The organism is Actinomadura sp. NEAU-AAG7, assembly GCF_018603865.1.
Classification (GTDB): domain Bacteria; phylum Actinomycetota; class Actinomycetes; order Streptosporangiales; family Streptosporangiaceae; genus Spirillospora; species Spirillospora litoris.
In genome coordinates, this window is the sequence record NZ_JAHFZY010000003.1 from 117,597 (window position 1) to 130,716 (window position 13,120).

The 13,120-nt window shown below is 74.6% G+C and carries 14 protein-coding genes; 7 read left to right on the forward strand and 7 right to left on the reverse strand.

Features of this window, described 5'->3' with window-relative positions:
- Positions 1–39: 39 nt before the first annotated feature.
- Positions 40–825: a Uma2 family endonuclease gene (locus KLI87_RS15130; protein WP_214617608.1), complete on the forward strand. Its 786-nt coding sequence runs from the start codon at positions 40–42 to the stop codon at positions 823–825.
- Here the strand turns inward: KLI87_RS15130 and KLI87_RS15135 are convergent.
- The 3 genes from KLI87_RS15135 to KLI87_RS15145 form a co-directional block, all read right to left on the reverse strand.
- Positions 818–1,420, reverse strand: a complete 603-nt coding sequence (locus KLI87_RS15135) for a DUF4870 domain-containing protein (RefSeq protein WP_214617609.1) — start codon at positions 1,418–1,420, stop codon at positions 818–820. The two genes, KLI87_RS15130 and KLI87_RS15135, sit on opposite strands and share 8 nt — an antisense overlap.
- A 242-nt stretch (positions 1,421–1,662) precedes the next feature.
- A complete protein-coding gene (locus KLI87_RS15140) occupies positions 1,663–3,108 on the reverse strand; it encodes a hypothetical protein (protein WP_214617610.1) in 1,446 nt (481 codons plus the stop codon).
- Positions 3,109–3,249: 141 nt separating this feature from the next.
- Positions 3,250–4,215 carry a hypothetical protein gene (locus KLI87_RS15145; protein ID WP_214617611.1) on the reverse strand — a complete coding sequence of 322 codons (966 nt, stop codon included), beginning with the start codon at positions 4,213–4,215 and terminating at the stop codon, positions 3,250–3,252.
- 334 nt (positions 4,216–4,549) lie between these two features.
- On the opposite strand from KLI87_RS15145, the gene KLI87_RS15150 reads away from it, so the two are divergent.
- Positions 4,550–4,990: an antitoxin YezG family protein gene (locus KLI87_RS15150; RefSeq protein WP_214617612.1), complete on the forward strand. Its 441-nt coding sequence runs from the start codon at positions 4,550–4,552 to the stop codon at positions 4,988–4,990.
- A 35-nt stretch (positions 4,991–5,025) separates the two neighbouring features.
- Complete coding sequence (hemW, locus tag KLI87_RS15155; protein WP_214617613.1) at positions 5,026–6,234, forward strand: radical SAM family heme chaperone HemW; 1,209 nt, start codon at positions 5,026–5,028, stop codon at positions 6,232–6,234.
- 29 nt (positions 6,235–6,263) lie between these two features.
- Here hemW and KLI87_RS15160 read toward each other — a convergent pair whose 3' ends face one another.
- Positions 6,264–6,917 carry a DUF4870 domain-containing protein gene (locus KLI87_RS15160; RefSeq protein ID WP_214617614.1) on the reverse strand — a complete coding sequence of 218 codons (654 nt, stop codon included), beginning with the start codon at positions 6,915–6,917 and terminating at the stop codon, positions 6,264–6,266.
- A gap of 42 nt (positions 6,918–6,959) precedes the next feature.
- Positions 6,960–7,784: a DUF3097 domain-containing protein gene (locus tag KLI87_RS15165; RefSeq protein ID WP_308166017.1), complete on the reverse strand. Its 825-nt coding sequence runs from the start codon at positions 7,782–7,784 to the stop codon at positions 6,960–6,962.
- A gap of 254 nt (positions 7,785–8,038) precedes the next feature.
- Between KLI87_RS15165 and hrcA the strand changes: the two genes are divergently transcribed.
- The 3 genes from hrcA to KLI87_RS15180 are packed head-to-tail and all read left to right on the forward strand — an operon-like array spanning position 8,039 to position 10,977.
- Positions 8,039–9,052 carry a heat-inducible transcriptional repressor HrcA gene (hrcA, locus tag KLI87_RS15170; RefSeq protein WP_214617615.1) on the forward strand — a complete coding sequence of 338 codons (1,014 nt, stop codon included), beginning with the start codon at positions 8,039–8,041 and terminating at the stop codon, positions 9,050–9,052.
- On the forward strand, positions 9,053–10,189 hold the full coding sequence (gene dnaJ, locus KLI87_RS15175) for a molecular chaperone DnaJ (RefSeq protein WP_214617616.1): 1,137 nt from the start codon (positions 9,053–9,055) through the stop codon (positions 10,187–10,189). It begins immediately after the preceding gene.
- Between the two features lie 56 nt (positions 10,190–10,245).
- Positions 10,246–10,977 carry a 16S rRNA (uracil(1498)-N(3))-methyltransferase gene (locus tag KLI87_RS15180; RefSeq protein WP_156219287.1) on the forward strand — a complete coding sequence of 244 codons (732 nt, stop codon included), beginning with the start codon at positions 10,246–10,248 and terminating at the stop codon, positions 10,975–10,977.
- A 94-nt stretch (positions 10,978–11,071) separates the two neighbouring features.
- On the opposite strand, the gene KLI87_RS15185 is transcribed toward KLI87_RS15180, so the two are convergent.
- Positions 11,072–11,788, reverse strand: coding sequence for a hypothetical protein (locus KLI87_RS15185; protein WP_214617617.1), 717 nt, complete (start codon positions 11,786–11,788; stop codon positions 11,072–11,074).
- On the reverse strand, positions 11,785–12,369 hold the full coding sequence (locus tag KLI87_RS15190) for a SigE family RNA polymerase sigma factor (RefSeq protein ID WP_156219289.1): 585 nt from the start codon (positions 12,367–12,369) through the stop codon (positions 11,785–11,787). Before KLI87_RS15190 ends, KLI87_RS15185 begins: the two co-directional genes overlap by 4 nt.
- Positions 12,370–12,747: 378 nt before the next feature.
- On the opposite strand from KLI87_RS15190, the gene KLI87_RS15195 reads away from it, so the two are divergent.
- The gene (locus KLI87_RS15195; RefSeq protein WP_156219290.1) at positions 12,748–13,092 is read left to right on the forward strand and encodes a histidine triad nucleotide-binding protein; all 345 of its coding nucleotides are present in this window, start codon (positions 12,748–12,750) and stop codon (positions 13,090–13,092) included.
- Positions 13,093–13,120: the final 28 nt, after the last annotated feature.

The following is a 13,120-nucleotide window of genomic DNA, read 5'->3' on the forward strand; positions in this document are numbered from 1 at the left end:
CGGTGGTGACGTAGCGCATTCGCATGGACACTGGGTGTCGTGAGCCATGCGATGCTGCACCAGTTCCTCGTGTCGGACCTCGTGGTGCCCGTCGGGCTGGCGCAGGAGCCGGGCCAGGAGTGCCTGACCCGGTTCGGGGCGCGCCTCGGCGACGCCACCCGGCTGGCCCCCGATCTGATCGTGTTCCGCAAGGGGCAGGTGGAGGGCGACCTCCCCTGCATCGCGGGCGCGCCGGTGCTGGCGGTCGAGGTCGTCTCGCCGGTCTCGCGCGCCGCCGACCTCGGGGCCAAGCGAGACCTGTACGCGCGAGCCGGGGTCCAGGCGTACTGGGTGGTGGACGCCGATGACGCCGCCGAGCCGGAGCTGGTCGTCCACGCGCTGTCCGCCGACGGGCGCTACGCGGCCGAGCGGGTGCCGTGGGGCGGCTCGCTGCGGCTGACCCGGCCGTTCGCGATCGACCTCGCGCCGCAGGAGATCTTCCGGCCGCCGCGCCGCGTCACCCCGAGAAGGAGAGCCGCCATGCCCGACGTCATCGCCCAGGAGAACGGCCCCGACCTGCCGCCCGCCGGGGAGCCGGTCCTGCTCGACGTCTTCGACCGCCGCTGGCCGACCGGGGCGGAGAAGACCGAGCTGTGGGACGGCTGCCCGGTCTTCTACGGCATCTGGGACGAGCGGGACGTGCGGGCCGCCCAGAGCGTCTACCCGGGCCGCCTGGTCAGGCTTGACCAGGCGCCGGGGGAGCCCGGCACGATGACCGTCCTCCCCGCGCCGGAACCGGCGCCGCAGACGGCCGGGGCGGCCGGGGGGACGGACGCGGCTACTTGAGGATGGGCCAGGCCACCACGGACGGCACCTTGCGGAACTCGCCCCGGTTCGCCGCCCGCGCCGCGTAGACGAGGAAGAAGATCACCACGGCGGTGAACAGCAGCGGCGCCCAGATCAGCACCTCGACCGCCATCGAGAGCAGCCCGCCGACGAACCACACGGCGATGGCCGCGAGCCCCATGTTGAGGCCCTGCGCGGCGTGCCGGCGCACGTAGGGCGACCGCGCCTTGCCGAAGTAGACGATCGCCGGCGCGATCGCGCCGACGAGGAACTGGCCCAGGTAGGCCATGAGCGACCACGTCTTGTCGTCGTCGCTGACGGGGCCCTCGTGGCCGGTGAACGGCGAGGTGCCGCCCTGCCCCTGCCCCGGCTGCTGCCATCCCGGACCCGGCTGCTGCGGCTGCTGCGGTTGCTGCCAGGCGGACGGCCCCTGCTGGGGCTGCTGCCACTGGGACCCGGGCTGCTGCTGCCACGGGGACCCTTGCGGCTGCTGCTGTGGTTGCTGCCACGGCGACTGCGGCTGCTGGGGCGACTGCGGCTGCTGCCATCCGGGCTGCTGACCCTGGCCGGGCGACGGGGGAGGCCCGTAGGCCATGGCGGGTGCCCTCCGATTTCGCTGAGCGAAGCTTGCCAACTATTGGCGAAGTGTACGACTCCTTGGACGCACGCGGAGTTCGCACGGGTTCCCGCTCTGTCTGTCGGGCCCTCGCCCACGCCCCTCGGCGGGCGCGGCATCGCTTCGCGGTCTTCGCGGTGGGGCCCCGCCTCCGGCGTCGGCCCCACCGCTCAGCCACGCGCCCCCGCGACGGCCGAGGTCGCTTGGGGAGATGTTCTGGGTCACGGCCTCCACAGGACGGCGGACGGCTGCTCCCGCGTGACCGTGACCGAGCCCGTCCAGGTGATGCCGGACGGGCGGGGCAGATACGACCCGTCCAGGAAGAAGCCGCGGCTGACGGCGGTGACGGTCGCGGGCGCGCCGTTGTCGCCGGCGCCGACCGGGCGGCGGAGCGCCTCGACGCTCGCGATGTCGGCCACCGTCGTCCCCTCCGGCAGTTCGACGGTCGTGGCCGCGGCGCCGTCCCGCTCGATCGACCAGGTCGGCTGGTCGTGGTCGGACCGGTAGAGCCGGGACGGGTCGGACCTCAGCCGCACGCCGAGCGCGACGCCCGGCGCGGAGCCGGTCCCGGTGGGCTTGCCGGTCGTCTTGGCGAACTCGGCGAACAGGTAGGTCCGCTGGTCGCCGACCGCCGTCGTGGACGGGTCGGACGGCTTCTCGATCTTCCCCTCGCGGATCATCTCCTGCGCCATGACGCGGTAGGTCCACGGCTCGCGGTCCATCACGACCTCCCGGGTGCGCCCGTCCGGACGGGTCGCGGTGACGTCCGGGAGGAAGCGCAGCGCCGCGTCCTTGGTGACGACGTCGCACATGTTGTTGTTCTGCGTGCACGTCTGGAGCAGCGGGTGGTCGTCCTCGTAGCGTCCGGTGAACTTGAGCGTGGCGTGCTCGGGCGCCTGGTAGACGCCGGTGCCGTCCACGCGCCGGCCGGACGCGTCGACCTCGACCCGGTAGATCCACTCGATGTCGGTCGTGCGCCCCCAGCGGGCCATGAGCGCGGGCGAGTCGGTGCCGCCGTCCTCGTTGCTCCACACGACCGAGTACTCGATGATCCGGTGGCCCGCCGCGGCGGCGGGCCTGGTCTCGTGCCAGGCGATCAGCGGGGTGTCGGTGGTGGCGTTCTGGTAGGGGTCGGCGAGCGGGCCGTTCGTCCGCCCGATGACGACGGGCGCGTGCCGCAGGACGTCCTGGTCGGCGTGGGGCGTCCGGACGCGGGGCCGCGCGAGCGTGACGCGGCGCGCGGCGGGGGCGCTGCCGCGGGCGAAGCGCAGCGTCACCCGGTGCCCGCCGCGCCGCAGGTGCCCGAGGCCGAGGCTGCGCGGCGTCGGGTCGGAGGAGGGGACGACGAGGTCGGTCACGTGCCGCCCGTCCACCGCGATGGACACCACGGCCGACTCGGCGCCCCTGCGCGCCCAGGAGACGCCGGGCGCGGACGCGGTGAAGCCGATCACGGCCTCCCCGTCGCGGCGGGCGGTGTAGTGCAGCGTCCGGGCGGGACCGCCCCGGTGCAGCGTGAGGGTGCCCGGCGCGGACGCGGCGTGGGCGGGGACGGCCGTGAGCGGGGCGGCCAGCAGGGCGGCGGCGGTCAGGGCCGTGCCGGTCAGGGCGGTGCCGATCAGGACGCGGCCGGTCGGTTCGAGGGCGGCGTGACGCGCGCGGCTTCTCATGATCGGCGAAGCTAGGACGGCGGGGTTGCGACCGGGTGACGGGCCGGACCCCCGCGCGTGTCGGGACCGTGGCCGTCAGACGAGGACCCGGTGGTCGGGCGGGGGCGCGGTGGTGGGGCGCGGTGGTGGGGCGCGCGGCGTTCAGGCGAGGGTGCGGACGGCCGCGAGCGCGCTCGGGAGCCGGAGCGCCACCCCGGCGAACCGCTCCGTGCCGTCCTCCGCCTGGAAGGCGTCGGGCGACCCGGGAACGGGGTCGCGCTCGGGCTCGTAGAGGGTCAGGCCGATCGCGGGCAGCCGCACGGTCCGGCCGCGCCGGACGATCTCGTGGCCGAGGCCGCCGAGCAGCGTGACGACGTCGTTCGCGGGCTCGTCGAGCAGGTCGATGCCGTCCAGCCGCAGCCGCAGCTCGGGGTTGCCGCTCCAGCCGGGGCGGCGCGTGCCGAAGATCTCGGCGAGCCGCTCGGCGCCGTCCTCGCCGCGCTCGCTGGACAGCGCGAGCCGCCCGCGCCCGACCCGGACGCTGCGGTGCCCGGCCCAGCCGCACAGGAACGAGGACTTCGGCGGCGGCGCGCCGCACCGCTCGGCGAGGGCGGTCAGCGTGGCCCAGGCGTCGGGGGCGTGGGTGGAGAACAGCAGGTCGGCGTCCGGCAGCAGGGCGCCGCGGCCGGGGTCGAGGGTGATCACGAACGGCGGGACGCGGCCGGGGAAGCGCGCGGGGTCGGGCTCCTGGAGGGTGACCAGGCCCTCCCACTCGACGGGCTCCTCCAGCGCGAACCAGGTGATCGCGGCCTCCGCGCCCAGCTCGCGGAACGTCGCGTCGGTCAGCCGTTCGGCGACGGCCTCGCGGAGCGCGTCGGCGGTCTCGCACAGGCGGCGGCGCCACCACGGCGGCTCGGGGCCGTAGCCCTCGCGCGCGCCGCCGCGCCCGCCCTCGTGCCCGCCCTCGTGCCCGCCCTCGTGCGTCTGCCAGCGGGTCCCGGCCCCGGCGAGATTCCAGCGCCGCTCGGCCCCCGAGCCGGTCACGACCACGCAGTGCCAGCCGTCCGGCTCGCCGCGCAGCAGGACACGCGCGGGCACCCGCCCCCCGTCCGCCTCCTCATTCCGCATTCGGACGACCCTATCCGGCCAAGCGGCACAGCACGCTCCATTCGGGCCTGTCCCGGCGCGCCCCGGCGAACCCGGGGATCCCGCGCCCGGCTCGACCAAGATCGTCCCGCGTGCGACCCGTCCCGGCCTGCCGGTTTCGCCGCGACACGGCGGTCGCTGTTTGGCCTGGCCGGAGATGTCGGTACGGTCGGGGGTCAGCGGTCGCGCCGCGGCGGCGTGCGGGCAGCCCGTCCACGGCCCGTGCGCCCGATCCGCGCGATCGTCCCGACCCGCCTGAACGACGTCCGATCCGACCGGATCAGACCCGATCCGATCGACCTCCGGAGGTTCGCGCGTGACCCACTCCGAGCAGGTCCTGCGCTCGCCGGCCGAGCGGGAGGCGGTGAACGGCGCCGTCCGCGCGCTGCGGTCGGCCGCGCCCGAGGGCTGGCGGCGGCTCGGCTTCGAGTTCCGCGCCACCGTCGGCATCGACAGCGCCTCCTTCGAGGTCGAGGACGAGGGCGGCGGGCGCCGCAAGGCGATGCCGCCCGGCCAGGCCGTCGGGCGGATGGACGAGTTGCGCCGCGTCATGTACCGGCGCGGCAAGGGCGCCTGGTTCACCGCGCGCCTGGAGGTGGAGCGGTCCGGCCGGTTCAGCGCGGAGTTCGACTACGACGGCGAGCCCGAGTTCACCCCGCCGCTGACGCCGTCCGCCTACGCGCTCGACCTCGACCGCTTCCCGCGCGCGGAGGAGCACATCCCCGGCTGGCTCCGCGCGAAGCTCGACGAGGCGTGACCCGGGCACCGCTCGGATGGGGGCAGACTTGAGGGGTGCCCGCTACCCTGCCCGACGGTGACCCCGTACCCGCCGACGGCGCGCTGCCCGCCGGCGCCCTGGAGGGCCTCGGGACGCGGCCGTTCGCCTTCTACATCCACGTCCCGTTCTGCGTGACCCGCTGCGGCTACTGCGACTTCAACACCTACACGGCGACGGAGCTCGGGCCGGGCGCGAGCCGCGAGAGCTACGCCGACACCGCCATCGCCGAGGTGCGGATGGCGCGGCGGGTGCTCGGCGACGCCGACCTCCCGGTCGAGACCGTGTTCGTGGGCGGCGGCACGCCCACCCTCCTCCCGCCGGGCGACCTCGGCCGCGTCCTGGCCGCCGTCGACGCCGAGTTCGGCCTCGCGCCCGGCGCGGAGGTCACCACCGAGGCGAACCCCGAGTCGGTGGACGAGGCGTACGTGGCGAAGCTGCGCGAGGCCGGGTTCACGCGCGTCTCCTACGGCATGCAGAGCGCGCGCGAGCACGTCCTGGCCGTGCTGGAGCGGAGCCACACCCCCGGCCGCGTCCCCGAGGTCGTCGGCTGGACGCGCGAGGCCGGCTTCGAGCACATCAACCTGGACCTCATCTACGGGACGCCGGGGGAGACCGACGACGACTGGCGCGCGTCCCTGGAGGCGGCGCTGGAGGCCGAGCCCGACCACGTCTCCGCCTACGCGCTGATCGTCGAGGACGGCACGCGCCTGGCCGCCCAGGTGCGCCGCGGCGAGCTGACCCCGCCCGACGACGACGCCATGGCCGACCGCTACCTCATCGCCGACGAGCTGCTCGGCGCGCACGGGCTGCGCTGGTACGAGATCTCCAACTGGGCCACCGGCCCGGAGGCGGCGTGCCGCCACAACCTCCTGTACTGGACGGGGGCGGACTGGTGGGGCGTCGGCCCCGGCGCGCACAGCCACGTCGGCGGCACGCGCTGGTGGAACGTCAAGCACCCCGCCGCGCACGCCGCCCGCCTCGCCGAGGGGACGACCCCGGCGCACGCGCGCGAGGTGCTGGACGCGGCCGACCGCCGCATCGAGCGGATCATGCTGGAGCTGCGGCTCGCGGAGGGCTGCCCGGTGGACCTGCTGGACGAGCGGGCCGCCCGCCGCGCCGTCGCGGACGGCCTGCTGGAGCCCGCGCCCTTCGATGGCGGCCGCGCCGTCCTGACCCTGCGCGGCCGCCTGCTCGCCGACGCCGTCGTCCGCGACCTGACCTGACCTGACTCTCGGGCAACCGCGCGAACGCCTCAGGTGACCATCGGCCAGGCCATGAACGAGGGGTAGCGGTACCACTCGCCCCGGTTGCCCGCGACGCCCGCCAGGATCAGGAAGATGATCTCCGCGACGGCCTGCACGAAGATCGTGACGAACCCGATCAGCACGAACATCAGCACGAAGTTGATCATGAGGTAGACGAACTGGGTGATCGCGAAGTTGAGGCCCTGCGCGCCGTGGTGCCGCAGGAACGGCGAGGTGTCCTTCTTGATCAGGAAGACCAGCAGCGGGGCGATGAAGCCCAGCAGGAACTGGCCGATGTGGGTCATCAGCGCCCACGTCCGCTCATCGGAGGTCGTCGTCCCGGGCGCGCCGGGAGGCCCGTACGGCTGGACCTGCCCGCCGTAGCCCGGCTGCTGCCCGTACCCGCCCTGGCCGTAGCCGGGCTGCTGCCCATATCCCTGGGACGGTGCCCCGTAGCCCGGTTGCCCGTACCCGGGCTGCTGCTGGTACCCCTGCTGGCCGTAGCCCTGCTGCCCGTAGTCCTGCTGCCCGTACCCGGATTGGCCGTACCCGGATTGGCCGTAGCCCTGCTGCCCGGCTCCGGGCTGGGTGTCCCAGCCCGGCGGCCCCTGCGGAGGCTGGTGCCCCTGGCCGCCCGGCTGCTCGGGTTGCCCGTGCGTCATCGCGGTGCTCCTTACCGGCACCGCCCGTCGGACGGGCCGTGGTCAGAAGGCGGTCACGAAGTCGATGAGTTCCTCTACGCGTCCGAGCAGGGCCGGTTCGAGGTCGGTGTAGGTGTCGACCGAGCGGAGTATCCGCTTCCAACCGGCACCCACGTCGTCCCCCCAGCCGAGCTCGGCGAGAACCCCTTCCTTCCAGGGTACGCCGCGAGGGATGCGCGGCCAGGCGGAAATGCCCACGGCGGCGGGCTTGACGGCCTCCCAGACGTCGATGAAGGGGTGCCCGGTGACGAGGACGTGCGGGGAGGTGACCCGCGCGGCGATCCGGCTCTCCTTGGACCCCTCGACGAGATGGTCGACGAGGACGCCGAGCCGCCGCCCCTCGCCCGGGGCGAACTCCTCGACGATGGCGGGCAGGTCGTCCACGCCCTCCAGGTACTCCACGACGACGCCCTCGACCCGGAGGTCGTGCCCCCAGATCTTCTCCACCAGCTCCGCGTCGTGGACGCCCTCCACGTAGATGCGGCTCTCCTTGGCCACCTTGGCCCGCGCCCCGCGCACCGCGATCGAACCGGACGCCGACCGGGCGGGCCCCGCCGCCCCCGCCTCCGGGGCGGCGGGACGGACGAGCGTCACCGGCTTCCCGTCGATGAGGAACCCCGACTTGGTGAGCGGGAACACCCGCCGCTTGCCGAACCGGTCCTCCAGTGTGACGCCGAACTTGTCGCAGCCGACGACCGCGCCGCAGAAACCGCTGCCGGGGTCCTCGGCCACGAGGCCGGGTTCGGCCGGAATCTCGGGTATCTGGCCTTTGCGGGGCCGTCGCCAGTCGCCGGACAGCACGTCGTTTCCGTAGTTCTTACTCCGCACGGTTCCGCACATTAACCGGAAGGATAAGATCGCGCAGCCGTCCGGAAGCGTGCCGCCGCTCCTTCCCCGGCCCGCCGCGGGGGCACGGCGGGGGAAGTCGCGGGGGACGCGGGGGCCGCGGCCTCTGCAGTCCGGCGCCTCCGGGCCGTACACTTGGCACTCGGAAGTACGGAGTGCCAGCGGTGCAGGCCGGTGGCGAGTGACGAATGGGGCCCGCGGCGGGGAGCGCGGCAGGGGATGAAGGAGGTGACCAGGTGTTGGACGACCGGAAACTCGCGGTCCTGCGCGCCATAGTCGAGGACTACGTCTCCACGAACGAGCCGGTGGGCTCCAAGGCCCTGGTGGACCGGCACAACCTCGGCGTGTCCTCGGCCACCATCCGCAACGACATGGCCGTGCTGGAGGAGCAGGGGTACATAGCCCAGCCGCACACGAGCGCGGGCCGCGTCCCGACCGACAAGGGCTACCGGCTGTTCGTCGACCGGCTGTCGACGATCAAGCCGCTGTCGGTCGCCGAGCGCCGCGCGATCGAGACGTTCCTGTCGGGCGCCTACGACCTCGACGACGTCGTCGGCCGGACGGTGCGGCTCCTCGCGCAGCTCACCCGGCAGGTCGCGGTCGTGCAGTACCCGTCGCTGACCCGCTCGTCGGTGCGGCACGTGGAGCTGGTCCCGGTCGCCGAGGGGCGGCTGCTGCTCGTCCTGATCACCAACACGGGACGGGTGGAGCAGCGGGTCATCGAGACCCACGGCGGGGTCTCCGAGGAATCGATCGGCCACCTGCGGGCGTTGCTCAACACATGCCTGGACGGCCTCGGGCTCGGCGACGTGCCCACCGCGATCGCGGACCTCCCCGACAAGGTGGGCGCCGACGACCGGCCGCTGGCGGCGTCGGTGCTGTCGGTGCTGCTGGAGACGCTCGTCGACAAGCACGAGGAGAAGATCGTCTTCGCGGGGGCGGCGAACCTCGCCGCCGTGGACTTCTCGCAGAGCCTGCGGGACGTGCTGGTGGCGCTGGAGGAGCAGGTGGTCCTCATGCGGCTGCTCGGCGAGACCGGCGACTCCTCTACCCTTACGGTGCGGATCGGCACCGAGAACCCCGACGAGGGGCTCCGATCGACCTCGGTCGTCGCCGCCGACTACGGCGTGGGCGACCTCACCTTGGCCCGGCTCGGAGTGCTCGGGCCGACACGCATGGATTACCCCGGCACGATGGGAGCGGTACGGGCAGTGGCACGCTACGTGGGTCAGATCCTGGCGGGGTCGTAAGTGGCCAACGACTACTACGCGACCCTGGGCGTCCGCCGCGACGCCAGCGCCGACGAGGTCAAGAAGGCCTACCGCCGCCTCGCGCGCGAGCTCCACCCGGACGTCAACCCGGACCCGGAGACGCAGGAGAGGTTCAAGGAGATCACCCAGGCCTACGAGGTGCTCTCCGACCCGAAGAAGCGCGAGATGTACGACCTCGGCGCGGACCCGTTCGCGTCCGGCGGGGCCGGCGCGGGCGCGGGCGGCTTCGGCGGCGCCGGGTTCCCCTTCAGCGACATCATGGACGCCTTCTTCGGCACCGCCGCCTCGCGCGGCCCCCGGTCGCGGGCCAGGCGCGGGCGCAACGCCACGCTGCGGGTCGAGCTCGACCTCGCGGAGACGGCGTTCGGCACGACCCGCGAGCTGTCGATCGACACCGCGGTCGCCTGCACGGCCTGCGAGGGCTCCGGCTGCGCGCCGGGCACCCACCCCGAGTCGTGCGAGACGTGCCACGGCCGGGGCGAGGTGCAGCAGGTGCAGCGCTCGTTCCTCGGCCAGGTCATGACGGCCCGGCCCTGCCCGGCCTGCGGCGGCTTCGGCTCGGTGATCCGCAACCCGTGCGCCGAGTGCTCGGGCGACGGCCGGGTCCGCACGCGCCGCACGGTCAAGGTGAAGATCCCGGCGGGCGTCGAGAACGGCATCCACATCCAGCTCGCGGGGGAGGGCGAGGTCGGCCCCGGCGGCGGCCCGCCCGGCGACCTGTTCCTGGAGATCGTGGAGAAGGCCCACCCGATCTTCGAGCGGGAGGGCGACGACCTGCACTGCACGGTCGAGATCCCGATGACGGCCGCCGCGCTCGGCACCAGCGTCACGGTCGAGACGCTGGACGCCGCCGAGGGCGTCGACATCAAGCCGGGCACGCAGTCCGGGCAGGTCATCACGCTGTACGGGCGCGGCGTCCGGCACCTGAACGAGAGCGGCCGCGGCGACCTGATGATCCACGTGAACGTGGAGACCCCCGGCCGGCTCGACGAGGAGCAGGAGGAGCTGCTGCGGCGGCTCGCCAAGCTCCGCGGCGAGGAGCGCCCGCCCGGCAAGTTCGCCCCCGGGCAGCGCGGCATGTTCTCCCGCATCAGGGACGTGTTCAACCAGCATTGAAGCGCCGCCGTGGCGGCCTACCACGAGGGCCGCCACGGCGATTCGGGGGGAGCGCGATGAGTCCGCCGGTGTTCCTCGCCGCGTCCGCGGCGCTGGAGGGCGACCGGGTCCTGCTGGACGGGCCGGAGGGGCGGCACGCCGCGACCGTCCGGCGGCTGCGGCCCGGTGAGCGCGTCGACCTGACCGACGGCGCGGGCCTGCTGGCCGAGTGCGTCGTCGCCGCCGCCGACCGCGCGTCCCTCACGCTGGACGTCGTGGCGCGGCACCGCGAGCCGCCGCCCGCGCCCCGCCTCGTCGTCGTCCAGGCGCTGCCGAAGGGCGACCGGGGCGAGCTGGCGGTCGAGACGATGACCGAGGCCGGCGTGGACGAGATCGTCCCCTGGTCGGCGGCGCGCTGCGTCACGCGGTGGCGGCCCGAGCGCCGCGAGAAGGCCCTGGCCCGCTGGCGCGGCACCGCGCGCGAGGCGGGCAAGCAGGCCCGCCGCCCGCGGTTCCCCGACGTCGCCGACCTCGCCTCGACCGAGCAGGTCGCGGCGCGGCTCGCGGCGGCGTCGCTGGCGCTCGTCCTGCACGAGGAGGCCGACGCTCCGCTCAGCGCCGTGCGGCCGCCGGCGGACGGCGAGATCGTCCTCGTCGTCGGCCCCGAGGGCGGCATCACCGGCGAGGAGCTGGAGGCGCTGGGCGCTGCGGGCGGGCGGCCCACCCGGCTCGGCCCGACGGTGCTGCGCACCTCGACGGCGGGCGTCGCGGCGGCGGCCGTGCTGCTGGCGGCCACGGGACGCTGGTAGCGCCGCTGGGCCGCGCTTGCGGCCGGAGGCTGCCGGGAGGGGGAGCGGGGAGCTTTCGGTTCGGGAGCGGGGGAGCGGGAGGCGTGGCGCCCGGTCAGGGCGTGGTGGCGGCGGGGGCCTGCTCGGAGGTGGTGGAGGGCTCGGTCGAGGTGGGCTGCGTCGGCTTGTTGGTGGGCGGCGGGTCGGTCGGCTTGATCGTGGTCGGCGGAGCCGGCGTGGGCGGCGCCGAGGTGGCGGGCGGGCCGCCGCCGGGGCACGGCTTGGCCGCGGGCGGCTTCGCGTCGGCCTCCTCGCCCTTCTTCGACGGCGAGGCGCTCGGCGTCGGCGTGGGCGGCGGCGAGATGACGCAGGCCGACATGCCGGGCGAGCCCGTGGTGGAGGGCGACCCTGACGGCGTCAGGGAGCCGGCCGCGCTCGGCCCGTCCGGCGTCGGGGAGCCGGGCGGGATCGGTCTGCCCTGAGCGTCGGTGCGGTCGCCGTCGTTGTCGGTGCCGGTCCCGGCGGAGGGCCCGTCACTGCCCACCGAGTGCTGGATCAGGTCGATCGTCTGGGGGGCCGTCACGCCGATCCCGGCGACCGCGACGGCCGCGGCGACGGCGAGGACGGGGCGCGTCCAGTTCACCGCGAACCGGTTCGGCCCGAGCCACGCCCCGCCGAACCGTTCGAGGCCGAACCGGCGGCGACCACCGCCGTCCGCGATCCGGGCCCGGATGCGCTCCAGCCCATCGCCCGCGGGGCTGACCGCGTCCGCCTCCGCGTTCAGGGCGCGGCGGAGTATTTCGCCGTGCTCGTCGTGGGGGTCGGGTGTCATGAGAACTGCTCCAGGACGTTGCGTAGCGCGGTCATTCCACGCGCCGTATGGCTCTTCACGGCGCCGCGGGAGATCCCCATCGCGTTGGCGATCTCCGCTTCGGACAGATCGGCGTAGTAGCGCAGGACGAGCGCCTCGCGCTGCCGTGCGGGCAGCCCCGACAGCGCGTCGATCACGGCGGAGCGCTCAAGCTCCCCGATCGCCCCGGCCTCCGCGCTCGGCGCGTCGGGCAGCCCCTTGGGGGCGTACTTCTCCACGACGGCGCGGTGCCGCAGCACCGACCGCGACCGGTTGACCACCGACTGGCGCAGGTACGACAGGGCCTTGTCGGGGTCGCGCAGCCGCCGCCAGCCGCCGTGCATCGCGACGAACGCGTCCTGGACGACCTCCTCGGCCGTCCCCGCGTCGCGGACGAGCATGGCGGCGAGCCGGACGAGGGAGCGGTAGTTGGCGCTGTAGAGCGCGGTCACCGCCTGGTCGGCGTCCCAGGCGACGGCCACGGCCGCCGTGCCCCTGGCCACGAGGGTCTCGGTCACGTCAGTGGGACGCGCACCCTCGTCACCGGGTTTACGAAAGGGCATCTCTCGGTCTGCCTCGGTCACCTATCCGCCGCCTTTGCCGTCCCCCGGCCGTCCATTCGGACGGACGCCCGGGCGGGCGCCGTCGAACGGGCGCGGCAGCACGGGCGAGGCGCGCCGAAGCCTGCGGACCGGGGGGTACGCCTTGGATTGACCACCCTAACGAAGAGGCCGCGCGAAATGCGGGCGACGGACGGAGAAACGATCAGCGGGTCCCATCCGTGGCGATCTTGTGGCCGCAAAGCGATCGGCGGCGCGGCGCGGTGCGCGGGGGGCCCTTTCCGCCTCGATAGGATTCCGGGCGGCCGGGTGCACGGGACCGGTCGTGCGGGACAGCCCGCGCGGACCGGGCCGTGCGGGAGAGCGAGGGGGAGGAGAGCGATGTCCGACTGCCTTTTCTGCAAGATCGTTTCGGGTGAGGTGCCCGCGACCATCGTCCGCGAGGGCGAGCGGGTGGTCGCGTTCCGCGACATCAACCCGCAGGCCCCCACCCACGTGCTGGTCATCCCCAGGGACCACCACCCCACGGTCGCGGAGCTGGCCGCCGCCGACCCGGCGCTGCTCGCCGAGGTGGTCGGCGAGGCCCACCAGGTCGCGCGGGACGAGGGCGTCGACGGCACCGGCTACCGGCTCGTGTTCAACACCGGCTCCCAGGCCGGCCAGACCGTCTTCCACGTGCACGCGCACGTCCTCGGCGGGCGTGGCCTGAACTGGCCGCCCGGCTGACCCCGCGCCCCGCGCGGGCGCTCCGGGG